This window comes from Pantoea sp. X-Soil-ISGK-259 (assembly GCF_059730705.1).
Genome location: NZ_AP035986.1, coordinates 49167 through 72640, shown reverse-complemented (window position 1 = coordinate 72640; position 23474 = coordinate 49167). Strand labels below are relative to the sequence as shown.

At 56.4% G+C, this 23474-nt stretch carries 23 protein-coding genes; 10 read left to right on the top strand and 13 right to left on the bottom strand.

Annotated features, from left to right (window positions below; all coding sequences use genetic code 11):
* The first annotated feature begins 48 nt into the window (after positions 1-48).
* Complete coding sequence (locus tag AC6I77_RS00335; RefSeq protein WP_003849679.1) at positions 49-1044, top strand: acyltransferase; 996 nt, start codon at positions 49-51, stop codon at positions 1042-1044.
* Here AC6I77_RS00335 and AC6I77_RS00330 read toward each other — a convergent pair.
* Entirely contained in the window at positions 1029-1961 is a 933-nt protein-coding gene (locus AC6I77_RS00330; RefSeq protein ID WP_140916057.1) for a GlxA family transcriptional regulator, read from the bottom strand. The genes AC6I77_RS00335 and AC6I77_RS00330 overlap by 16 nt on opposite strands.
* Positions 1962-1974: 13 nt before the next feature.
* Positions 1975-2634: a 6-phosphogluconate phosphatase gene (gene yieH, locus AC6I77_RS00325; RefSeq protein ID WP_154926841.1), complete on the bottom strand. Its 660-nt coding sequence runs from the start codon at positions 2632-2634 to the stop codon at positions 1975-1977.
* 151 nt (positions 2635-2785) lie between these two features.
* Between yieH and AC6I77_RS00320 the strand changes: the two genes are divergently transcribed.
* The gene (locus tag AC6I77_RS00320) at positions 2786-4099 is read left to right on the top strand and encodes an NCS2 family permease (RefSeq protein ID WP_008926398.1); all 1314 of its coding nucleotides are present in this window, start codon (positions 2786-2788) and stop codon (positions 4097-4099) included.
* A 36-nt stretch (positions 4100-4135) separates the two neighbouring features.
* Here AC6I77_RS00320 and AC6I77_RS00315 read toward each other — a convergent pair whose 3' ends face one another.
* Entirely contained in the window at positions 4136-4885 is a 750-nt protein-coding gene (locus tag AC6I77_RS00315) for a 4'-phosphopantetheinyl transferase family protein (protein WP_003849671.1), read from the bottom strand.
* 332 nt (positions 4886-5217) lie between these two features.
* On the opposite strand from AC6I77_RS00315, the gene AC6I77_RS00310 reads away from it, so the two are divergent.
* On the top strand, positions 5218-5685 hold the full coding sequence (locus AC6I77_RS00310; RefSeq protein ID WP_039658651.1) for a helix-turn-helix domain-containing protein: 468 nt from the start codon (positions 5218-5220) through the stop codon (positions 5683-5685).
* 43 nt (positions 5686-5728) lie between these two features.
* Here AC6I77_RS00310 and AC6I77_RS00305 read toward each other — a convergent pair whose 3' ends face one another.
* From AC6I77_RS00305 to rpmH, 6 genes are all read right to left on the bottom strand, one after another.
* On the bottom strand, positions 5729-6319 hold the full coding sequence (locus tag AC6I77_RS00305; protein WP_003849667.1) for a malonic semialdehyde reductase: 591 nt from the start codon (positions 6317-6319) through the stop codon (positions 5729-5731).
* A 265-nt stretch (positions 6320-6584) separates the two neighbouring features.
* Positions 6585-7949 (bottom strand): tRNA uridine-5-carboxymethylaminomethyl(34) synthesis GTPase MnmE, encoded by a 1365-nt coding sequence (gene mnmE / locus AC6I77_RS00300; RefSeq protein ID WP_182630222.1) that lies wholly within the window; start codon positions 7947-7949, stop codon positions 6585-6587.
* A gap of 92 nt (positions 7950-8041) precedes the next feature.
* Complete coding sequence (gene yidC, locus AC6I77_RS00295; RefSeq protein WP_003849663.1) at positions 8042-9688, bottom strand: membrane protein insertase YidC; 1647 nt, start codon at positions 9686-9688, stop codon at positions 8042-8044.
* 2 nt (positions 9689-9690) lie between these two features.
* Entirely contained in the window at positions 9691-9948 is a 258-nt protein-coding gene (gene yidD / locus AC6I77_RS00290; RefSeq protein WP_008926397.1) for a membrane protein insertion efficiency factor YidD, read from the bottom strand.
* Positions 9912-10271, bottom strand: coding sequence for a ribonuclease P protein component (gene rnpA / locus AC6I77_RS00285; protein ID WP_008926396.1), 360 nt, complete (start codon positions 10269-10271; stop codon positions 9912-9914). The genes yidD and rnpA overlap by 37 nt, the downstream gene beginning before the upstream one ends.
* A gap of 14 nt (positions 10272-10285) precedes the next feature.
* Positions 10286-10426 carry a 50S ribosomal protein L34 gene (rpmH, locus tag AC6I77_RS00280; protein ID WP_003849659.1) on the bottom strand — a complete coding sequence of 47 codons (141 nt, stop codon included), beginning with the start codon at positions 10424-10426 and terminating at the stop codon, positions 10286-10288.
* A gap of 597 nt (positions 10427-11023) precedes the next feature.
* Here rpmH and dnaA point away from each other — a divergent pair.
* The 6 genes from dnaA to AC6I77_RS00250 all read left to right on the top strand — a co-directional run bounded on the left by dnaA (position 11024) and on the right by AC6I77_RS00250 (position 19728).
* Complete coding sequence (gene dnaA, locus AC6I77_RS00275) at positions 11024-12439, top strand: chromosomal replication initiator protein DnaA (protein ID WP_003849649.1); 1416 nt, start codon at positions 11024-11026, stop codon at positions 12437-12439.
* Positions 12440-12443: 4 nt separating this feature from the next.
* Positions 12444-13544 carry a DNA polymerase III subunit beta gene (dnaN, locus tag AC6I77_RS00270; RefSeq protein WP_003849646.1) on the top strand — a complete coding sequence of 367 codons (1101 nt, stop codon included), beginning with the start codon at positions 12444-12446 and terminating at the stop codon, positions 13542-13544.
* A gap of 220 nt (positions 13545-13764) precedes the next feature.
* On the top strand, positions 13765-14850 hold the full coding sequence (recF, locus tag AC6I77_RS00265) for a DNA replication/repair protein RecF (protein WP_003849644.1): 1086 nt from the start codon (positions 13765-13767) through the stop codon (positions 14848-14850).
* Positions 14851-14868: 18 nt separating this feature from the next.
* Positions 14869-17277, top strand: a complete 2409-nt coding sequence (gene gyrB, locus AC6I77_RS00260; protein ID WP_140034180.1) for a DNA topoisomerase (ATP-hydrolyzing) subunit B — start codon at positions 14869-14871, stop codon at positions 17275-17277.
* A 256-nt stretch (positions 17278-17533) separates the two neighbouring features.
* Complete coding sequence (yidA, locus tag AC6I77_RS00255) at positions 17534-18343, top strand: sugar-phosphatase (RefSeq protein WP_485523578.1); 810 nt, start codon at positions 17534-17536, stop codon at positions 18341-18343.
* Positions 18344-18459: 116 nt separating this feature from the next.
* A complete protein-coding gene (locus AC6I77_RS00250) occupies positions 18460-19728 on the top strand; it encodes a YidR family protein (protein ID WP_485523577.1) in 1269 nt (422 codons plus the stop codon).
* On the opposite strand, the gene AC6I77_RS00245 is transcribed toward AC6I77_RS00250, so the two are convergent.
* The gene (locus AC6I77_RS00245; protein WP_283543753.1) at positions 19694-20062 is read right to left on the bottom strand and encodes a YceK/YidQ family lipoprotein; all 369 of its coding nucleotides are present in this window, start codon (positions 20060-20062) and stop codon (positions 19694-19696) included. The two genes, AC6I77_RS00250 and AC6I77_RS00245, sit on opposite strands and share 35 nt — an antisense overlap.
* 287 nt (positions 20063-20349) lie before the next feature.
* On the opposite strand from AC6I77_RS00245, the gene ibpA reads away from it, so the two are divergent.
* Positions 20350-20766, top strand: coding sequence for a small heat shock chaperone IbpA (gene ibpA, locus AC6I77_RS00240; protein ID WP_003849623.1), 417 nt, complete (start codon positions 20350-20352; stop codon positions 20764-20766).
* Positions 20767-21197: 431 nt separating this feature from the next.
* On the opposite strand, the gene AC6I77_RS00235 is transcribed toward ibpA, so the two are convergent.
* Genes AC6I77_RS00235 through AC6I77_RS00225 form a run of 3 tightly spaced genes read right to left on the bottom strand, consistent with a single transcriptional unit; the run spans position 21198 to position 23474 of the window.
* Positions 21198-22109 (bottom strand): EamA family transporter, encoded by a 912-nt coding sequence (locus AC6I77_RS00235; protein ID WP_485523576.1) that lies wholly within the window; start codon positions 22107-22109, stop codon positions 21198-21200.
* A 21-nt stretch (positions 22110-22130) separates the two neighbouring features.
* On the bottom strand, positions 22131-22631 hold the full coding sequence (locus tag AC6I77_RS00230) for a YbaK/EbsC family protein (RefSeq protein WP_003849620.1): 501 nt from the start codon (positions 22629-22631) through the stop codon (positions 22131-22133).
* Positions 22632-22673: 42 nt separating this feature from the next.
* Entirely contained in the window at positions 22674-23474 is an 801-nt protein-coding gene (locus AC6I77_RS00225; protein WP_140034178.1) for a 2OG-Fe(II)-dependent halogenase WelO5 family protein, read from the bottom strand.

The window sequence follows — 23474 nt, the reverse complement described above, 5'->3', positions numbered from 1 at the left end:
CGCATTTGACTACCCTTTGGCGCACGGAGCGATGCGCAAGAGGACGCCATGCCGCAGAAGATTTACTGGATAGACAATTTACGCGCGGTCGCCTGCCTGATGGTGATCGTGATTCACACCACCACCTGGTATATCACCGGGCCGATGGCGGTGACGGGCACCACCTGGGATGTGGCAAATCTGCTGAACTCGGCATCACGCGTCTGCGTTCCGCTGTTCTTTATGATCTCCGGCTATCTGTTTTTCGGCGAACGCAGCGCCCAGCCGCGCCACATGGTCAGGCTGGTGCTCTGTCTGCTGTTCTACAGCGCGGTTTCGCTGGCCTATATCACCTGGCTGACGCCAATCAGCGAAGGACGGTCGATCCTGAAGATGCTGCAGAAGCCGGTGTTCTATCACCTGTGGTTCTTCTTTGCGCTAATTGGCATCTATCTGATGTCGCCGCTGATTCAGGTAAAAAATGTGCAGGCGCGTTATGTGGCGCTACTGGTGCTGGTGCTGGCGGTGCTCGCCAACCCCAATACGGTCAGTCAGTCGCTGGGCCCGTTTCATTTCCTGCCGGTTAACCTCTATGTCAGCGGTGACAGCATTTACTACCTGCTCTATGCACTGCTGGGACGGGCGATTGGCACCATGGATACGACCCGGCGCGGCCTGACGCCGCTGGCTACCGGACTGTTTATCGCCTGTGTGATTGGTATTACGCTGGGGACGAAAAAGGCGCTGATCGTCAACGGCGCGTTTAACGATACCTGGTATCTTTACTGCGGACCGCTGGTGTTTATCGCCGCCATCAGCCTGCTGATCGTGTTTAAAAACAGCCTGAACCAGCGCACTCTTCCCGGTTTAACGCTGATTGCCCGTTATTCACTGCCAATCTACGGCTTTCACGCGCTCTTCATTCACTATCTGCGCACGCATCACTACGATGATATGTCGCGTCCCTGGCTCGACCTGCCCTGGGTGTTTGGGCTGACGCTGGGCGGCAGCCTGCTGCTGGGAATGGCACTGAAACGCGTCGATACCCGTCATTTCGTCAGCTGATCGGCTTCACGCTGGCGGGCGCGTCGTAGCTGGCGCGCCGATGAAAACCCCGCCGCCAGCGCCGCTTTTTCGGCAGACTCACCCTGCTGCTGACGCTGGCGCGCCACGCCAACCCGCAGCTGCTCATGGTATTCCCGCACGCTGATCCCCAGATGCTGACGAAACAGACGCGCCAGATGGCGGCTGCTGACGTGGGTGCGTCCGGCCAGTTCAGTCAGCGTCCAGCCATGCTCTGGATGGGCAATCATCAGATCCTGCGCGCGGTGAATGGCCGGATGCATGTGGTTGCGATAACGCAGCCAGGGTGAAAGCTGTGGGTCGTCACCGGCGCGGCGAAACCAGACCACCATTTCCCGCGCCACCGCCAGCGCGGTGGGCGTATCACAAAGCTGAGTGATCAGATGCAGTGCCAGGTCGATCCCGGCCGTGATGCCCGCGCTGGTCCAGATATTCTCATGCCCGACAAACACCCGATTCTCCTGCACCCGTGCACGTGGAGCCGCCGCTTTCAGCCGGGCAATCACATCATGATGAGTGGTGCAGAGTACATCATCGAGCATGCCCGCCTGCGCCGCCAGCAGCGCACCCGAACAGACGCAGACCAGCATGAAGGTCTGCGCGCACAGCGCGGCGTTCTGGCGCCTCAGCCAGTCGCGTGCTTCTGCGGCCTGTGGTGTGGCATAACAGATCTGCGAATCATAGACGCCCGGCACCACCAGAAGGCTCCCTTCTGGCAACTGTTCCGGTAAGGGTTCAATGCCGCCAATGGTCATGCCGGTGGAGCAGACCACCTCCGGCTGCGGACCAATATAGCGCAGCGAAAAGCGATCGCCCGCCAGCTGCAGCGTCTCAGCCGGGCCGGTCAGATCCAGCGCCATCACGCCAGGCAGGGTTAAAAACCAGACGGTGCGTGTCATATTCTGGCCAGCGCTACACCAGATCCCAGCCACGGGCGCGCCACAACGCAGGCAGCTGCACCATATCGTCGAAGCGGGTCACCAGCGGGTGGTCCAGTTCAGGGTTGTGCGGGTCAGCGCAGTAGTAGTAGACAGGAATGCCAGCGGCGATACCGGCGCGGGCGCCCGCTTCGGAGTCATCCACCAGAATGCAGCGCTCAATCGGCACCTGCATCTGTTCTGCAGCGTGGTACATCAGTTCCGGATCGGGCTTCCAGTGCAGAATGTCATAGCCGCTGTAGAGGTGCTCCTCGAAAAGCGGCAGCATGCCGGTTAAGCCCAGCGAGTGCTGCATCTTTTTTACGGTTCCGTTTGAGACTACGCACATCGGCACTTTTATCTGCTCAACCAGCGCTTTCGCGCCTGGGATGGGCTGCAGTTGCAGATCAAACAGTCTTGCCACTTCCGCGCGATAAGCTGTTTCCACCTCTTCCATCGGCAGCGTTACCTGATGCGCATCGCCCACGTCACGAATGATGTCGTAGAGTTTGACGCCTTTATACTTTTCAAACATCTGCTGCAGCGACAGCGCCAGGCCGTAACGGGCAAAGGTGTTAACGTAGGCCTGGGTACAGAGCAACTCACTGTCGACCAGCGTGCCATCGCAATCAAAAAAGACGCATTCTACTGACATCAGACTCTATCCTTCGATTCGGGGTGTATTCCACACTCTACCGCACTCAGCGCAGATTGCGAGACTGGCAATCGGTTGCGAAAAATCATTGTATTGCCCCGGTAAAATCGCCAGGATACGCGCCGATGATTTTTTCTTCTGGATGGATGGCATGAGCAAGCAAGGCGTTTTGCAGCGCATCTTCAGGCTGCAGGAACATGGCACCACGGTGCGCACCGAAGTGATCGCGGGTATCACCACTTTTCTGACGATGGTCTATATCGTCTTCGTCAATCCGCAGATCCTCGGCGTCGCCGGCATGGATACCCAGGCGGTGTTTGTGACCACCTGTCTGATCGCCGCCTTCGGCAGCATTCTGATGGGACTGTTTGCTAATCTGCCGGTGGCGCTGGCACCCGCAATGGGGCTGAATGCCTTCTTCGCCTTTGTAGTGGTCGGGGCGATGGGCTATTCGTGGCAGGTCGGTATGGGCGCGATTTTCTGGGGCGCGGTTGGCCTGCTGATCCTGACGCTGCTGCGGGTGCGCTACTGGATGATTGCCAATATCCCGCTGAGCCTGCGCGTTGGCATCACCGCCGGTATCGGTCTGTTTATCGCGATGATGGGGCTGAAAAATGCCGGCATTATCGTACCAAATCCCGATACCCTGGTGGCGGTAGGGAATCTGACCTCGCACAGCGTCCTGCTGGGCGCACTCGGCTTCTTTATTATCGCCATTCTGGCATCACGCAATATCCACGCAGCGGTGTTGATCTCAATGGTGATCACCACCGGCATCGGCTGGATGCTGGGCGACGTGAAGTTTGTCGGCCTGTTTTCAGCACCCCCATCGATAACGTCTGTAGTCGGTCAGGTCGATATTAAAGGCGCATTCAACATTGGCATGGCGGGGGTGATCTTCTCCTTTATGCTGGTCAATCTGTTCGACTCCTCCGGCACACTGATCGGCGTTACCGATAAAGCGGGACTGACCGATGAAACCGGCACCTTCCCGCGCATGCAGCAGGCGCTTTATGTCGACAGCATTAGTTCGGTGAGTGGCGCGCTGGCGGGCACCTCATCCGTGACCGCCTATATCGAGAGCACGTCGGGCGTGGCGATTGGGGGTCGTACCGGGCTGATGGCCGTGGTGACCGGCCTGCTGTTTCTGCTGGTAACCTTCCTGTCACCGCTGGCCGCAATGGTGCCATCCTACGCTGCGGCGGGCGCGCTGATTTACGTAGGCGTGTTAATGACCGCCAGCCTGTCGCGCGTGCGCTGGGATGATCTGACCGAGGCCGTTCCGGCCTTTGTGACCGCTGCCATGATGCCCTTCAGCTTTTCCATCACCGAAGGCATTGCGCTGGGGTTTATCGCTTACTGCGTAATGAAGCTGGGCACCGGACGCTGGCGTGAAATCAGCCCCTGCGTAGTGATTGTTGCGCTGCTGTTTGTTCTGAAGATTGTTTTTGTGGACGGGCACTAAGCACATTCAGGGCCGCAACCTTCGGGTTGCGGCTTTTTACATTTCAGGATGCAGGCTGCGCTCGCTGGGCAGGCTGGTCAGCCGCAGGGCAAGAGGCCCGATGTTGGGCTTACCCATCTCGATTTCGCGTAATCCGCGCCACTGAAAGTCGCTATCCATCTCCCACAGGTGCAGACGCTGGGTCGCAGACGACAGCGCGCACGACCAGACCAGCACAGGCTCCGCATCGCACACCACCTGGATATCAGGATAAAGTGACGATCGCAGCCGACCCGCTCCCGGCAACAGGCGCAGCGAATCCAGTCCCCGATCACCCTCTCCCGTCAGCTTGAGAATGCTCTGCCGCAACGTCCAGATCTGCGTCACCGCTTCCATGGCATCCTGCTGGGCATTAATCCAGGCGATCTCGCCCGAGGTGAATCCCTGAATCAGCTGCTCCTGCGTCTGACGGCTCCGCGCATGAACGATCTCCATATCCAGACCGGCACGTCCTCCTTCTTCGGCCAACAGGACGCCCACCGTATTTCCCGCATAGGCGATACTGAAATCGGGCAGTTCGCTGTCAGCAAACACCGGACGTCCATTGCTCTGGATAATCAGGCGCGGCAGTGTCTGAATGCCATAAACCCGCAGCATAAGCTGTGCCAGCAGGGTTCGTGCGGCAAGAAATCGCCCACGGCGTTTGTCAGCAAACTGCTGTGCCGTGTCGGTAATCGCCTGGGGAATACACATATCTTTCGCCGGGAAGCCGGGGTCGCCCGTCCAGCGTACAAAATGACCAGCCATCTGTCGCTCCGTGAAAATGGTCAGATAATCATCAGAAGCATTGTAGGAATTTTCTTAACACATTGCATCCGTCAACGCGAACATTAGTTTAAATTCAGAATAGGATGAGCGGCGTCGTGAGGGTCAGAACTGGCGAATGGTGTTTCATCAGGGGACACCCTCAGCAGAACCGGGTTTGATGCGCGTGCCTGGTTAGCCATCCCGCGGGCAGCCAGCGTAGCTGCGACACTGCTGTCATGCGGGTGTCAGGCTGCTGTCGGGTCAGGATCGTGTTACTGCCGGACGTTCCGCCGCACACTTTTCCTTCCTGTCTGTTACTTCGGAGAATAAGAATGAGCAGCATCAACAGATTTAAAGAACATCGCCTGGCACGGGCGTGGTCACAGGAACAGCTGGCAGAAATGGCGGGACTGAGCACCCGCACCGTGCAGCGTATTGAAAATGGTGAGCGGCCGGGACTGGAAACCCTGAGTGCGCTGGCTGCCGTCTTTGAGGTGAACGTTGCTGATCTGACCGGTCCGCAGAACGGCGAGGATCTGGCGCTGGATCAGCGGATTACTGATGCGCGCAGCAGGATCGCCGGTGAAGCACGCTTTTACCGTTCACTGATTACTGCGGTGGTGGTTTGCGGACTGCTGTTCGTCCTGAATCATGTGACGGCGCCGGATGATCACTGGTCGCTCTGGGTTGCGGCAATCTGGGGAGCGCTGCTGATTGTCCGGGCGATGCGGACCTTTGTGTTTCATGGTCTGACGCAGCGCTGGCAGCAAAAGCGCCTGCAGAAAATGCTGCGCCGTTAATGCGGTGATCCGCGTCACGAACTGAATCGCGACGCGGAGAGCATCAGGCGAAGCGGCTCGCCTGATCAAAGCTCAGTCGCGGCAGACGCGGATGCAGTTTTGATGCGTCACCATATCCGAGGTTGATCAGCAGGTTAACCTGATACTGACCGTCCGGGAAAAACGCGTCATTGACTTTGGCCGGATCAAAACCGGACATCGGACCGGCATCCAGACCCAGCGAGCGAGCCGCCAGAATCAGATAACCTGCCTGCAGGCTGCTGTTACGGAAAGCCGTCTCTTTCGCCGCTTCCGGGCTGCCGGTAAACCAGCTACGCGCATCCGCATGCGGGAACAGCGCGGGCAGTTGTTCATAGAACTCGCGATCCCAGGCCACTATCACCGTGACCGGCGCGCTCATGGTTTTGTCCAGATTGCCGGAAGAGAGTGCCGGTTTCAGCTTCTCTTTGCCTTCCGCAGACGTTACGAAAACAAAACGCGCTGGCGAGCAGTTCGCCGAGGTCGGGCCCAGTGCCGTTAAGGCATAGAGCTGTTCCAGCAGGGCGTTATCGACAGGCTTATCCTGCCAGTAACTGTGAGTGCGGGCGTCATTAAACAGCGTGTCCAGTGCGGCAGTGTCGAGCGGTGTACTCATGTAACTCTCCTGTTACAGGCGAAAAGCTTCGCCCAAGGGTGTTCACGTTGTGGATTTGCGCCCGGCCCGACGCGGCTGGATGAGGCGGGGATCATTCACCGCAATCTGTAGCCGCCGTCAGATCGGCGCGTCTACCGTTATACGACAACGCGGTGCCGTCGCAAAATAACTTATCAGCAAGAATGAACGCAGAGGCGGGAATAGCAGAAGATAGCGCGAGGCGGGAAATCAGGCCTGACAGCGTATCGCCATCAGGCCAGTGAGGCTATTTACCAATACAGAAGCTGGAGAAGATACGACCCAGCAGATCGTCAGAGGTGAACTCGCCGGTGATTTCACTCAGCGCCTGCTGAGCAACACGCAGCTCTTCGGCCAGTAACTCACCCGCCCGGGCACCGAGCAGCTGTGCTCGGCCCTGCTGTAAGTGCATTGCCGCCAGCTCCAGCGCCTGGAGATGACGACGGCGTGCCAGGAAGCCGCCTTCCATGTTGCCTGCAAATCCCATGCTCTGCTTCAGGTGATCACGCAGTTCATCAACGCCTTCACTGGTACGTGCCGACAGACGAATCAGTGAATGACCGTTTATTTCTGTCAGACCGGGAGGCTCACCGGTGACGTCTGCTTTGTTGCGGACCACGGTAATCGGCAGTTCCGGCGGCAGACGGGAGACAAAATCGGGCCAGATAGCCGCTGCTTCGGTGGCATCGGTGGTGGTGCCATCGACCATAAACAGCACGCGGTCAGCCTGCTCGATCTCCTGCCAGGCACGCTCAATCCCGATACGTTCAACTTCATCGCTGGCCTCACGCAGACCGGCGGTGTCGATGATATGCAGCGGCATGCCATCGATATGAATATGCTCACGTAAGACGTCCCGGGTGGTGCCCGCAATGTCTGTAACGATGGCGGCATCACGGCCCGCCAGCGCATTCAGCAGGCTCGATTTACCCGCATTAGGCCGGCCCGCAATCACCACTTTCATCCCTTCACGCAGCAGGCTGCCCTGACGCGCTTCGGCGCGGACCGCATCCAGGTCGCCGATCACCGTATTCAACTGTGCTTCGATTCTGCCGTCAGAAAGGAAATCGATCTCCTCATCCGGGAAGTCGATAGCCGCTTCGACATAAATCCGCAGATGAGTAAGGGCTTCCACAAGATGATTGATGCGGGTGGAGAACGCGCCCTGCAGCGAGTTGACCGCTGACCGTGCCGCCTGCTCAGAGCTGGCATCAATCAGGTCGGCAATCGCTTCGGCCTGCGCCAGATCGAGCTTGTCATTCAGAAACGCCCGCTCAGAAAACTCACCCGGCTGGGCAATACGCACGCCAGGCAGCGCCACGATGCGCTTCAGCAGCAGGTCAAGAATAACCGGACCGCCGTGCCCCTGCAGCTCCAGCACATCTTCGCCGGTAAAGGAGTTGGGGCCAGGAAACCACAGCGCAATGCCCTGATCCAGCACGCTGCCGTCACTATCGGTAAACGGCAGATAATCGGCGTAACGCGGCTTAGGCAGTTTACCCAGCAGCTGGCGGGCAACCTCTGCCGCCTGGGCGCCAGAGACGCGCAGAATGCCTACGCCGCCGCGTCCAGGCGGTGTTGCCTGGGCAACAATGGTATCGCTGTGGCTCATAAATTTTCTCTCGCTACAAAAAACACAGGCGGTCGCTTTGACCGCCTGAGAATAGACTATTTAAGGGCGGGATGACTCCCGCGCTGAATCGCTTACGCTTTCTTCTTGTCGCGGCTATGCAGACCACGTTTTTCCAGGCCGCGATAAATCAGCTGCTGCTGGAGAATGGTGACCAGGTTGCTGACGATGTAGTACAGCACCAGACCTGACGGGAACCACAGGAAGAACACGGTGAAAATCACCGGCATGTAAGTCATGATCTTCTGCTGCATCGGATCGGTCACGGTGGTCGGTGACATCTTCTGAATGAAGAACATGGTGATGCCCATCAGAATCGGCAGGATGTAGTACGGGTCCTGCGCTGACAGGTCATGGATCCACAGAACGAATGGGGCATGACGCAGTTCAACCGAGCCTGACAGCATATAGTAGAGCGCCAGGAAGATTGGCATCTGAATCACCAGCGGCAGACAGCCACCCAGCGGATTCACTTTCTCTGCTTTATACAGCGCCATCATTTCCTGGCTCTGCTTCTGCTTGTCATCACCCAGACGCTCACGCATCGCCTGAATTTTCGGCTGCAGCATGCGCATCTTGGCCATCGAGGTGTACTGCGCTTTAGTCAGCGGGTACATGATGCCGCGCACGATGAAGGTGATCACGATAATGGAGAAGCCCCAGTTACCGATGAAGCTGTGGATGAATTTCAGCAGTTTGAACAGCGGCTGAGAGATAAACCACAACCAGCCGTAATCCACGGTCAGATCAAGGTGCGGCGCAATCGCGGCCATCTTGTCCTGAATTTCCGGGCCGACCCACAGCGTTGCACCCAGATTCTGCTGTGCGCCTGCGGCAATGGTGACCGGTGCAGATTTATAGCCAATTGCCGCAACGCCGTTACCCAGGTTGCTGGTGTAAAGGGTGTTGGTGCCTTCGGTACGCGGAACCCATGCCGTCGCAAAGTACTGTTGCAGCATCGCCACCCAGCCATTGCTGGTGGTCGCGTTCAGGTTCTCGTTGTCCGCGATAGTGTCGAATTTATACTTCTCATATTTCGACTCGCTGGTGGAGTAGGCCGCACCACGGAAGGTGTGCAGCGCAAAGTTGTTGCTGCCGGTATCACGATGCTTTGGCAGATCAATCGTCTGCTTCAACTGGCCAAACAACGACACTTCCAGCGGCTGCTGCGTGGTGTTGTTGACATGATAATCGACATTAACGGCATATTCGCCACGCTTGAAGATGAAGGTTTTGGTATAAACCACGCCATTTTCAGCGGTATAGGTCATCGGCACACGCAGTTCGGACTGGCCATCAGCCATCTCGAAGTGATTCTGTGCAGCGTTGAACAGCGGACGTGCACCGTTGTTCGGGTTATCCGGGCCATTACGACCGGTTAAACCGCTCTGAGCCTGATAAAGGAATGCTGGCGTTGTTTCAAGCAGCTGGAACGGCTGGTCTGAACCCAGTTTGTCCGGGAAAGTCAGCAGCTGTGCTTGTTCAACATCACCGCCTCGGGTGTTGATATTCAATGACAGGACATCAGTCTTAACGGTGATCGTCTGGCCCTGACCGCTGGCCGGTACACCCTGACTGGCGGCATCACCCGCTACGCTGTTGGTGCCCTGTGTGGTCTGCGTCTGCTGTGGCTGCGGAGCGTGGTCCGTCTGCCAGGCTTGCCAGATCATAAAGGTCACGAACAGAAAAGCGATGAGAAAGAGATTGCGTTGCGAATCCATCGTTAATGTTCTCTGGTATCAAAGGTTTTTGGCGGCACAGGATCGTCACCACCCGGGTTCAAGGGGTGGCATTTTAATACGCGTTTTAATGTCAACCAACTGCCTTTTATCAGGCCGAACCTGCGTAATGCCTCAATTCCGTAATGAGAGCAGGTCGGGTGAAACCGACAGTGTGGTCCCAGTAATGGACTGATACCGCGTTGATAGACGCGTATCAGGACGATCAGGAGCCGCGCGCCAGGCGACAGTGACGACGCCATAATTTCTCCAACGCTTCCGCCAGCATACGGTTATCCAGATCGGCAACCCCCTTCTTCGCGACCACCACGAAGTCCATCGACGGCAGTTCATGTTGACGCAGACGAAAGCTTTCGCGGGTCAATCGCTTGATCCGGTTGCGTTCATGAGCGCGTTTCACATGTTTTTTAGCGACGGTGAGACCGATGCGGGGATGCCCCAGCGCGTTAAGGCGGCCGAGAATAGTAATTTGCGGCGTGCCAGCCCGTTGTGGCTGCTGGAAGACGAAAGTGAAATGAGTGGGAGTTAACAAACGTAACTCCCTGGGAAATGCGAGCTTACCCATCAGGGCTTGCTTTATTACTTAGAAACGGTCAGACGAGAACGGCCTTTAGCACGACGACGTGCCAGAACCTGACGACCATTTTTTGTTGCCATACGAGCACGGAAACCGTGTGAACGGTTGCGCTTCAGTACGGACGGTTGAAAAGTGCGTTTCATGGCGGTTTCTACCTAAACTTGAAAATTTTCACTGGGTGACGCGTTTCGGGCCAGAAAATCGACCTACGCCTCAATGTGTCTTTAATAAAGAGGCGGGATTGTAATAATTGTACAGTCCCGAGTCAATTTACTTCGCGTGTCATAGTGCCTGAAAACCCGCATACAGCCCGCAGAGTCCCGACTTTGCGCCTGATGGCTCATTGTCGGGTGGAGAATTATACGGGCTCCGCACTAAAGCGCAAGGATCGCGCGGGATCTTATTGCGATCGGCTCACCGGATCCTGGGGATAAAATGAGATAACGTCCGAAATTTTCATCTATTGCGTCAGATCTCTGCTGGTTTTTCCCGCAACTGGCGTAAACTTCTTTGCGCGCCTCTGGCCTGTGGATAAAAAGGATCAAAACTGTGTAGAAAGGGGAGATCTCTGCCTCGCTTTGCGCTATGATCCGCCCTTCCGCTGACGATCCTCCGGTGATTGCAGGACGGAAAACCGCTGATAGCGGTCGCAGGCGCTTTCTTAGTGTCTGTGTCAAAAATGAACGTTTCTTAGAGTAACGCCTACTATTCTTTTCGAATTTGTACGAGTGGAGTCCGCCGTGTCACTTACGCTTTGGCAACAGTGTCTTGCCCGTTTGCAGGATGAGCTTCCTGCCACCGAATTCAGCATGTGGATCCGTCCACTCCAGGCTGAGTTAAACGACAATACGCTTGCCTTGTATGCTCCAAATCGCTTCGTACTCGACTGGGTTCGGGACAAATACCTTAATAGCATCAACGCACTGCTAAATGAATTTTGTGGTCCAAACGTGCCTGCACTGCGTTTTGAAGTAGGTACGCGCCCGGTTCAGCAGCAAGCGGCAGCGGTCAGCCAGCCCGTCATGGCCAGCGTCAGCGCGCCCGTGATGCCCGTACAGAGCCATATTCGTCCGGCCCCGGCGCAGATCATGCGTCCCAGCTGGGATAATGTCCCGGCTCCGGCCGACGTCACTTACCGCTCGAATGTGAATAACCGTCATAACTTCGATAACTTCGTTGAAGGTAAATCCAACCAGCTGGCGCGCGCGGCGGCACGTCAGGTGGCGGATAATCCAGGCGGCGCTTATAACCCACTTTTTCTGTATGGCGGCACGGGTCTCGGTAAAACGCACCTGTTGCATGCGGTGGGCAACGGCATTATTGCCCGCAAACCCAATGCAAAAGTGGTTTACATGCACTCCGAGCGTTTTGTACAGGATATGGTTAAAGCGCTGCAGAACAATGCAATTGAAGAGTTCAAACGCTACTACCGTTCTGTGGATGCGCTATTAATCGATGACATTCAGTTCTTTGCGAATAAAGAGCGCTCACAGGAAGAGTTCTTCCACACCTTTAATGCCTTATTAGAAGGCAATCAGCAGATCATCCTCACCTCGGATCGCTATCCCAAAGAGATCAACGGTGTAGAGGATCGTCTTAAATCGCGCTTCGGCTGGGGTTTAACGGTGGCGATCGAGCCGCCTGAGCTGGAAACGCGTGTGGCGATCCTGATGAAAAAAGCGGATGAGAACGACATCCGTCTGCCGGGTGAAGTTGCTTTCTTTATTGCCAAGCGTTTGCGCTCTAACGTGCGTGAACTGGAAGGTGCACTGAACCGCGTCATCGCCAATGCTAACTTTACCGGTCGGGCGATCACCATCGACTTCGTGCGTGAAGCGCTGCGCGATCTGCTGGCGCTGCAGGAAAAGCTGGTCACCATCGATAATATTCAGAAGACCGTGGCTGAGTACTACAAGATTAAGGTGGCAGATCTGCTTTCCAAACGCCGTTCGCGCTCGGTAGCGCGTCCGCGCCAGATGGCGATGGCGATGGCGAAAGAGTTGACGAACCACAGCTTGCCAGAAATTGGCGACGCTTTTGGGGGTCGCGACCACACAACGGTGCTTCATGCCTGCCGCAAGATTGAGCAGCTGCGTGAAGAGAGCCACGATATCAAAGAAGATTTCTCTAATCTCATCAGAACATTATCTTCCTGACGCTATGAAATTTATTGTTGAACGTGAGCAGCTGCTGAAGCCGCTGCAACAAGTTAGTGGCCCACTGGGTGGTCGTCCGACGCTGCCGATTCTCGGAAACCTGCTGCTGCAGGTTACAGAAGGTTCGCTGCTGCTGACCGGTACCGATCTGGAAATGGAGATGGTCGCACGTGTGGCGCTGACGCAGGCGCATGAGCCTGGCTCCACCACCGTTCCGGCGCGAAAATTTTTGGATATCTGTCGCGGATTGCCGGATGGTGCAGAAATCACGCTGGCGCTGGAAGGCGATCGTATGCTGGTTCGCTCTGGCCGCAGCCGTTTTTCGCTGTCGACCCTGCCCGCCAGTGACTTCCCGAATCTCGATGACTGGCAGAGTGAAGTTGAATTCACCCTGCCGCAGGCGACCCTGAAACGGCTGATCGAAGCGACTCAGTTCTCGATGGCCCATCAGGATGTGCGTTACTACCTCAACGGCATGATGTTTGAAACCGAAGGGGAAGAGCTGCGCACTGTAGCCACTGATGGTCACCGTCTGGCCGTTTGCTCCATGCCGATTGGTCAGGCACTGCCGAGTCATTCCGTGATTGTGCCACGTAAAGGCGTCATTGAGCTGCTGCGTCTGCTGGATGGCGGCGATACGCCTCTGCAGGTCCGGATTGGCGGCAGCAATATCCGCGCGCACGTCGGCGACTATATCTTTACCTCTAAGCTGGTTGATGGTCGCTTCCCTGACTATCGCCGCGTATTGCCGAAGAATCCCGATAAAGTGCTGGAAGCGGGCTGCGATCTGCTCAAACAGGCCTTTGCCCGTGCTGCCATCCTTTCTAACGAGAAGTTCCGCGGTGTTCGCCTCTATATCACCGAAAATCAGCTAAAAATTACCGCCAATAACCCTGAACAGGAAGAAGCGGAAGAGATGCTGGATGTCAGCTATAACGGCACGGAACTGGAGATCGGTTTTAACGTCAGTTACGTGCTGGATGTGCTGAACGCGCTGAAGTGCGAAAACGTCCGCCTGCTGCTGACGGATTCAGTGTCGAGCGTGCAGATCGAAGATGTGGCGAGTCCTGCAGCAGCTTACGTCGTCATGCCCATGCGCTTGTAGGTGTGATATATCGGCCTGGCTTACTTGCTATGTTGTGCCCCGGCAGTGCTCGCCATCCTCACGTACTTCAGTACGCTCCGGTGGCTGTGCGCTGGCGAGGCGCAACGTAGCGGCGACGCCGACGGCCTCGTGACTGGGATGTCGGCCAAACCTGCTTTGCCGTTAACGCACTTGATCGCCAGGTCCAAAAACTTTATTGCCCTTCACGCTGGATTGATTCATGGCTTTAACCCGCCTTCTTATCAAAGATTTTCGTAATATCGAGCAGGCCGACCTGCAACTGGCCCCCGGATTTAATTTCCTGGTGGGTGCCAATGGCAGTGGGAAAACCAGCGTTTTAGAGGCGATTCATACGCTGGGGCATGGTCGATCGTTTCGCAGTTTGCAGGCGGGTCGCGTCATTCGTCACGACGAGGCGGCGTTCGTGTTGCACGGGCGTCTGGAAAACGCAGAGCGGGAAATTTCTGTCGGGCTGACCAAAAACCGGGCCGGTGACAGCAAAGTGCGTATTGATGGCAGCGATGGTCATAAAGTCGCAGAGCTGGCGCAGCTGCTGCCGATGCAGTTAATCACGCCTGAAGGTTTTAGTCTGCTGAATGGCGGTCCCAAATACCGCCGGGCCTATGTCGACTGGGGCTGTTTCCATAACACGCCCGGCTTTTTCAACGCATGGAACAATATGCGTCGCCTGCTTAAACAGCGGAATGCGGCGCTTCGCCAGGTCTCACGTTACAGCCAGATTCGTCCCTGGGATCAGGAGCTGGTTCCGCTGGCTGAACAGATTAGCCAGTGGCGGGCGGAATACAGTGCGGCAATATCTGCAGAGATCACCGCCACCTGTAGCCAGTTTCTGCCAGAGTTTGAACTGCGCTTCTCCTTCCAGCGTGGCTGGGACAAAGAGAGTGATTACGGCGAACTGCTGGAACGTAACTTCGAGCGCGATCGTGCGCTGACCTATACCGCCAGCGGCCCCCATAAAGCCGATTTTCGTATTCGGGCTGAAGGGACGCCGGTGGAAGATTTACTCTCACGCGGGCAGTTAAAACTGCTGATGTGTGCATTGCGTCTGGCACAGGGCGAGTTCCTGACAAGCCAGAGCGGACGCCGCTGTATTTACCTCATTGATGACTTTGCTTCTGAGCTGGATGAGAGCCGACGACGCCTGCTGGCGGACCGGTTAAAAGCCACTCAGGCGCAGGTGTTTGTCAGCGCTATTTCTGCCGGGCATGTAATCGACATGACTGACGAAAAGGGCAAGATGTTCCGCGTGGAACAGGGTAAAATAGCGGTTCAACCTGAAGATTAAAATGAGCGAGAAACGTTGATGTCGAATTCTTATGACTCCTCAAGTATTAAAGTCCTGAAAGGACTTGATGCGGTACGCAAACGCCCGGGCATGTATATCGGCGATACCGATGACGGTACCGGTCTGCATCACATGGTATTCGAGGTCGTGGATAACGCAATCGACGAAGCGCTCGCTGGTCACTGTAGTGACATTGTGGTCACCATCCACGCGGATAACTCCGTTTCGGTGCAGGATGATGGACGCGGCATTCCAACCGGTATTCACGAAGAAGAGGGCATCTCTGCCGCTGAAGTGATCATGACCGTGCTGCATGCTGGCGGTAAGTTCGATGATAACTCCTATAAAGTCTCCGGCGGCCTGCATGGCGTGGGCGTCTCCGTGGTTAACGCCCTGTCGCAGAAGCTGGAGCTGACCATTCGTCGCGAAGGCAAAGTGCATCAGCAGGTTTACGTCCATGGCGTACCGCAGGCACCGCTGGCGGTAACGGGTGAAACCGACATTACCGGGACCCGCGTGCGTTTCTGGCCGAGCCACGAAACCTTTACCAACGTGCGCGATTTTGAGTATGACATTCTGGCGAAACGCCTGCGTGAACTCTCATTCCTCAACTCGGGCGTGTCTATTCGTCTGGAAGATAAGCGCGATGGCAAAAACGATCACTTCCATTACGAAGGCGGCATCCGGGCGTTTGTTGAGTACCTGAACAAAAACAAAACCCCTATTCACCCTACCGTGTTCTATTTCTCTACTGAGAAAGATGGCATCGGTGTGGAAGTGGCACTGCAGTGGAACGACGGTTTCCAGGAAAACATCTACTGCTTTACCAACAATATCCCGCAGCGTGACGGTGGTACACACCTCGCCGGTTTCCGTGCGGCGATGACCCGTACCCTGAATGCCTACATGGACAAAGAGGGTTACAGCAAGAAAGCCAAAGTCAGCGCCACCGGTGATGATGCCCGTGAAGGTCTGATCGCCGTAGTGTCGGTGAAAGTGCCGGATCCAAAATTCTCCTCGCAGACCAAAGATAAACTGGTCTCCTCCGAGGTGAAATCGGCGGTTGAGCAGCAGATGAATGAGCTGCTGGCAGAATACCTGCTGGAAAATCCATCAGACGCCAAAATCGTCGTCGGCAAAATCATCGACGCAGCCCGTGCCCGTGAAGCGGCCCGCCGCGCCCGTGAAATGACCCGCCGTAAAGGCGCGCTGGATCTGGCAGGTCTGCCAGGCAAACTGGCGGATTGCCAGGAACGCGACCCGGCGTTGTCCGAAATCTACCTGGTGGAGGGTGACTCCGCAGGCGGCTCGGCTAAACAGGGCCGTAACCGTAAGAACCAGGCGATTCTGCCGCTGAAAGGTAAAATCCTTAACGTTGAGAAAGCGCGTTTCGACAAGATGCTTGCTTCCCAGGAAGTTGCCACGCTGATCACCGCGCTGGGCTGTGGTATTGGTCGCGATGAGTACAACCCGGACAAGCTGCGTTATCACAGCATCATCATCATGACCGATGCCGACGTCGATGGTTCACACATCCGCACCCTGCTGCTGACCTTCTTCTATCGTCAGATGCCTGAAATCATTGAGCGCGGCCATGTTTATATCGCCCAGCCGCCACTCTACAAAGTGAAGAAAGGTAAGCAGGAGCAGTACATCAAAGATGACGAGGCGATGGATCAATACCAGATCGCTATTGCACTTGATGGTGCGACGCTGCACACCAATGCCAGCGCACCCGCGCTGGGCGGTGAGCCGCTGGAAACACTGGTCTCTGATTTCAACAGCACCCAGAAGATGATCAAGCGTATGGAGCGCCGTTATCCGATGGCGATGCTGCGCGCGATGATTTATCACGACACGCTGAGCGATCTGAGCAACGAAGCAGAGGTCACGACCTGGCTGAACGGTCTGGTGAGCTATCTGACCGAACGCGAAGCGCACGGCAGCACCTATCTGGCACAGGTGCGTGAAAACCGCGAAACGAACCTGTTCGAGCCGGTGCTGCGCGTCCGTACCCACGGTGTGGATACCGACTATCCGCTGGAAGCGGATTTCATTCAGGGGCCTGAGTATCGCAAAATCTGCGCGCTGGGTAGCCAGCTGCGTGGTCTGCTGGAAGAAGATGCTTACATTGAGCGTGGCGAACGTCGTCAGCCAGTGGCAAGTTTCGAACAGGCGATTGAGTGGCTGGTGAAAGAGTCGCGTCGTGGCCTCTCCGTCCAGCGCTACAAAGGTCTGGGTGAGATGAACCCGGATCAGCTGTGGGAAACCACCATGGATCCAGACAGCCGTCGTATGCTGCGCGTCACCATTAAAGATGCGATTGGCGCTGACCAGCTGTTCACTACGTTGATGGGCGATGCGGTGGAACCGCGTCGCGCCTTCATCGAAGAGAATGCGCTGAAAGCCGCCAATATCGATATCTAACCGGCAGCGGACGTAACAGGCCATCACTCAGGTGATGGCCTTTTTTTTACTGTACGGACGAAAATCCGTCAGGCCGCACCCCTGCTGTTCGCCAGGCAAACCCGCAACTATCCGAAAAGCCGTGATTTAAATCCACCGCGATCTCCTTATCGCCTGCACCCAGCGGTTTGCTGCCCGTTCCTGCCTGCCATGAAGCTGGTCAATGTGCGCTGAATCGCGCTAGCATTGAATAAAACCCAGACGCTACGAGGATTGTATGGCTATTAAATTGATCGCTATCGACATGGATGGCACCCTGCTCAACCCGCAACATGAGATCACACCAGGGGTGAAATCTGCCCTGGATCGCGCCCGCCAGAAAGGTGTGTCGATTGTGCTGACCACCGGCCGGCCATTTGTGGGTATCCAGCGCTATCTGATGGAGCTGGATATGCAGACGCCCGGCCAGTATGCGATAAGCAACAACGGTGCGCTGGTTCATCAGGCCGAAGATGGTGAGTGCGTGGCGGAAGTGACGCTGACCTTTGACGACTACCTCTACATCGAGAATCTGGCGCGCGAGCTTGGTGTGCATTTCCAGGCGTTCGACAAATCCCATCTCTACACACCCAATAAAGACATCAGTGAATACACCATCCATGAAGCGAGCCTGACCGGCATTCCGGTGCGCTATCGCGCCGTGGAAGAGATGGATCGCACCACGCGCTTCCCGAAACTGATGATGATTGACCGCCCGGACCTGCTCGACGCAGCGATTGCCCGTCTGCCCGAACATGCTCACCAGACTTACACCATCCTGAAGAGCGCGCCTTACTACCTGGAAATTCTCGATCGTCGGGTGAATAAAGGCCAGGGCGTCAAAATGCTGGCTGACAAGCTCGGTCTTAAGCAGGAAGAGGTGATGGCGATTGGCGACCAGGAGAATGACCTGGCGATGATTGAATACGCCGGAACCGGCGTCGCAATGGGTAATGCCATTGATTCTGTTAAGAAAATCGCGCAGTTCATCACCAAAACCAATATGGAAGATGGTGTGGCGCATGCCATTGAAGAGTTAGTGCTTTAACGGCTCTGTTCTCTGCCGGGCCGCAGCGGCCCGGCTCCCTGCATCCGGCAAAAAAGCTGCACCGCAAAACAGAATCGCGTAATTTGTCGGGCAACGCTGTCTCCGTGGGTTTTATCATGTCAGAAAAACAGATCACCTTTGCTGCCCGTCAGCATCAGCTCACCAATATCAATGTCTGGACTGCCGACAGTCAGTGGCTGGCGTTTGACGTCCGTCCCTCGGGCGCGTCGTTTACCAGCCAGACCATTGAGCGGGTCAATGTGATGACCGGAGAGGTAGAGGTGCTCTATCAGGCCCGACACGGAGCCCACGTCGGTGTCGTTACGGTCAGTCCCGACCTGCCGCCACGCTACGTCTGCATTCATGGCCCGGAACATCCCGATGCCAGCTGGCAGTATGATTTCCACCACCGGCGCGGTGTGATCGTTCAGAACGGCACGGCGGTGAATCTGGATGCCTGCGATATCACGCCGCCGTTCACCCCTGGCGCGTTGCGTGGCGGTTCGCATGTGCATGTCTTTAGTCCTGATGGTTCACGCCTGAGCTTTACCTACAATGACCACGTGATGCATGAGCTGGATAGCCGTCTGGATCTGCGCAACGTCGGCGTCGGCGTGCCGCTGTGTGCTGTCACGCCTGTAAAGCAGCATCCGCGTGAATATGACGGCACTTTTTTCTGCGTGCTGGTGAGCCAGACGCATGCGGAACCACAACCCGGCAGCGACCAGATCAATCGTGCCTATGAGGAGTGCTGGGTCGGTGAGCGCGGTTATCAGAAACCAGACGGCAGCTGGCAGCGCTGGGCTATCGCTTTTATTGGCGACACCGTGACGGCACAGGGCGAGAAACGGCCTGAAGTTTTTATTGTTGATCTGCCTGACGCGCTGGAGGATTACGCCCGTGCCGGAGAGAAGCCGCTGGAGGGCAGCAGCCAGCAGTTACCTGCACCACCGGCTGGCGTGCAGCAGCGTCGCCTGACGCACAGCCGCGGCGTGGCGCTGCAACCGCGCCACTGGCTGCGTGCTGCACCGGATGGCAGCCAGATCGCGTTTCTGATGGCAGATGCAGGAGAGGTGATCCAGCTCTGGATGGTGTCGCCCAACGGCGGCGAACCGCGTCAAATCACCCATCTCAGCCACAGCATTCAGTCCGCCTTTAGCTGGCATCCTGAGGGCCAGACGATTGCCTTTATCTGTGATAACAGCGTGATGCGATGTGACATTGAGAGCGGCGCGTGTCAGCGGCTGACCGGCAGAACGGAAGAAACACCGTCAGGTGACGCGGTGGTCTGGTCACCGGACGGTACACAGATTGCTTATATGCGTGAGGTGAATGGCTGGCGGCAACTCTTTACGGTTGCGGCTGCGACCGCACAGGAGGCATAGGCTGCGCCTGTGCCAGGCTTTCGTTGGTATGCGCGAGTCTTTCGCTCTGCAGGATGCGTTCACGTGGGGAGTCGAGAGTTTTGTCCTGGTCGCTACGGTAGTAGTCCCACGGCAGCAGCAGCGTATCCAGCACGGCAGAGAAAGGAAGATCGATTAACGCCAGCGGCTTCAGCGCCCAGCTGGTATCACCATCGGCCAGCATGTCAGCGCTGGCACGGGTGCCGGGATAGTAGCCCTGACTCGCACCGGTGTGAGACATCACGCTGGAACAGCCGGTTGTCACCATTGCGCAGCACACTATTCCAGCCAGAGGTAAGGTCTTTAATTTCATCATCATCATCCCTTCAGTCATGGCATAAGCCTGGCTGAGTTTGCTTGCCAGACAACGTCAACACTCTGGGGCGAAGTCCGTTCTGGTCTGGCAAAAGTAGTCCTGAGTGTATGTCATTTCCTCAGATTGGCGAAAAAAATTGCATTTTACCCTCTTGAAAATCCTCTTCTGACACCCATTTTTACTTTACGGACGCACTCACGGTTGCCGCAAGGGACAGTGAGGTGCCGTATCCAGCCTGTCCACTAGTGGAAGGTTGCCAAAACTTGCTGAACTTCAGGAGTCTTAATATGCGTAACTTTGATCTCACCCCACTTTATCGCTCTGCTATCGGTTTTGATCGCCTGTTTAACCTGCTCGAATCTAATCAGAACCAGAGCAATGGCGGCTATCCTCCTTATAACGTAGAACTGGTCGATGAAAATCACTATCGCATTACGATTGCGGTGGCCGGTTTTTCTCAGAGCGAACTGGATATTACAGCGCACGATAACGTGCTGATTGTGCGGGGAGCCCATCCTGAAGAGCAGGCCGAGCGTAAATACCTGTATCAGGGAATCGCCGAGCGCAACTTTGAGCGTAAATTCCAGCTCGCCGACCACATTGTGGTGCGCGATGCCCGTCTCGAAAATGGTCTGCTGAGCATCGACCTTGAACGTCTGGTGCCGGAAGAGGCGAAACCACGCCGTATTGAGATTCTGAAGTAAGATTGAGATTCTGTATTAACTATGACAAACGCCGCTAATGCGGCGTTTTTTGTTTTTGATGTCAGTGGGAGCGCAGGCTCAGGGAGCATACGCAGCGTCAGCGGCGTTTCAGACTGCTGGCATACCCAAATCAGGGTGAATCTGGCCGCAACGAGTAAACTCAACGCGCAGGAAACACGGGCAGAAGAGGAAAGCGTCCCGTGCCATGGACAAAAACGTCGGGAGCGTTTTTGAACAACGCGAAGCGTTGGCCCGGCAACGGGCGCACCTCAGGGATGAGGTGCGTAATCGCGCGGGCCGAGCGTGCCATGGAGGGCGGTTTTGGCGTCTTTCCGATCTGACCGTGCTTCCTGCGCTTGCTCGGTCTCACAGCTAACCGGGTCAGATTTTATCAACAACCTCTAACGCCGTGGCAGCGGCGTTTTTTAACTTTACGGCTGCGTTCTCATCGCTAAACGCTGACCCAGCACGCCACCAAACACATTGACCAGCAACCCCAGAATAATCACTGCCGCGCCCAGCATCTGCTGCCCGGAGAGATGCTCATCCAGCACCAGTGCAGCGGTAACAATCCCCACGACCGGCACCAGCAGCGACAGCGGCGCGACGCGCCAGGTTTCATAGCGACTTAGCAGATTCCCCCAGATGGCATAGCCCACAATGGTGGCGACAAACGCCAGATAGAACAGCGCCAGCAAGGTCTGCAGGCCGATATGCAGCAGGCTGTTAACGATGGCGGCCTCGCCATCAAACAGCAGAGAGCAGGCAAAGAAGGGAATGACCGGTACCAGTGCACTCCAGACCACCAGCGACATGATCGGCACACTGCGGTTCCGCATAATGATCTTATTAGTGATATTGCCCAGCCCCCATGACAGCGCCGCCGAGAGTGTCAGCATCATGGTGGTCAGCGTAATACCGGCGCTGGTCTGCCCTTCCATGCCTGCTGTTGCCAGCATAAACATCCCCAGCGTGGCGATGATAATCCCGACAATATGATTCCAGCGCAGCTTTTCCGCCAGCAGCAGCGCGCCCAGCAACAGGGTAAAGAAGGCCTGCGCCTGCAGCACCAGCGAGGCCAGACCGGCTGGCATACCAAGTTTGATCGCCAGGAACAGAAACGCGAACTGACCAAAACTGATGGTCATGCCGTAAACGACCAGCCAGCGCAGCGGGATCGGCGGGCGACGCACAAAGAAAATGGCGGGAAAGGCGACCAGAGAGAAACGCAGTCCGGCGAGCAAAAAGGGCGGCATGCCCTGCAGCCCCAGCTTAATCACCACAAAATTCACGCCCCACGCCACCACCACGCACAGCGCTAACAGCATATCTTTTACCGACATCAGAAACTCCTTGTGCCGCCGTCAGGCGGTGACCGCAATCGGGGTGGCGATATCAGCACAACACGCGTCCCCCACGATGCGAAAATAATCCTCTGCAGCCAGCGCGATCGACTTCTCCAGTTCGCCCGCGTTAAACCATAATGTGCCGACCTGTTGCAGCCGGGAATCCACCCGCAGCGCCAGCCGGTCATCAAAACTAAATGGCGGCACAGCGCCCATGACACAGTCGGTCAGTGCCTGTGCCAGCTCCGGCGCGGCGAAAGAGGATTTTTTGCCACCGATCGCGCGCGCCGCATTTTTAAAATTGATCCGGCAGTCGCCCGGCACAATGGCCAGCAGCTGTCGCGAGGGCGCACCATCCGGCATGCTCACCTCCAGCACCATCGCTTTGGCCGCCTGACCCAGTGCGTTGCCGCGTATCTGGCTGATCTGCTCGGTTTGCCCTACCGCCTCATGCTCCACAACACGGTAGCTGGCCTGATGCTGATCCAGCAGCGCAGTAATCTTTTCAAACGTCGTCATTCCCTTCTCCTTTTCTGGCACAACTTAATGGCACAACCTGGCTTAGCTCCAGGCGATAGCATGTTTCATCTTTTTATCGGTCAGCCCGAAAAAGAACCCCATCGTGATACGGGTATCGCCTTCGACCCGATCAATCTCATGATAAAAAGCGGGATTAAACAGATAGACATCGCCACTGCGCGGTGAAAATTCGCAGATCTCGCTGTGATCAATGACCCCACTGCGATAGCCCAGCTCACCGGCGGTTTTGAACTGCTCATCCTCCGGCGACCACTTTTTGTTGTAGATGCGCAGCGCACCACCCGCGCTGCACTCCTGCAGGCAGACCACGCAGCTGAGCTGATGCAATATTTGTGTCACAACCAGGGAGGTTCCTGCAGCATCGCGCACGATATTGTCGTTATGTAGCGGGTTCGCGACGCCATCAGCATGAAAGCGCACGATAGAACCGGCGTAGTCACCACAACCCGGTTCGTGGGCGATGTTTAAGCTCTCCAGCCGCAGCGCGTGCTGCACCCAGCGGTAAATCTGTTCGCGCAGTGTGTTGAGTGATTCCGGGAGCGCAGGCTGGATATCGCGCAGCTCAGTGAAATAGTTATCAGGTGCCGCCGTATGGCGAGCCAGATAGGGACCCAGCGTGGTCAGCGCGCCATTGGGATAGTGAGAGACACGGATCTTTTCCCGGCAGCTCTGCAGGTCAGTCACCACGGCTTGCCGCACGTCTGGCGTCAGAAAGTTACGCAACACCAGTAGCGGCACCCGTGCAGTGACGATGTCATCCAGCCAGGTCGATTCCACAAACATGTTGGGATTAATCACGCGGAACTGATTGAAAATTGCCAT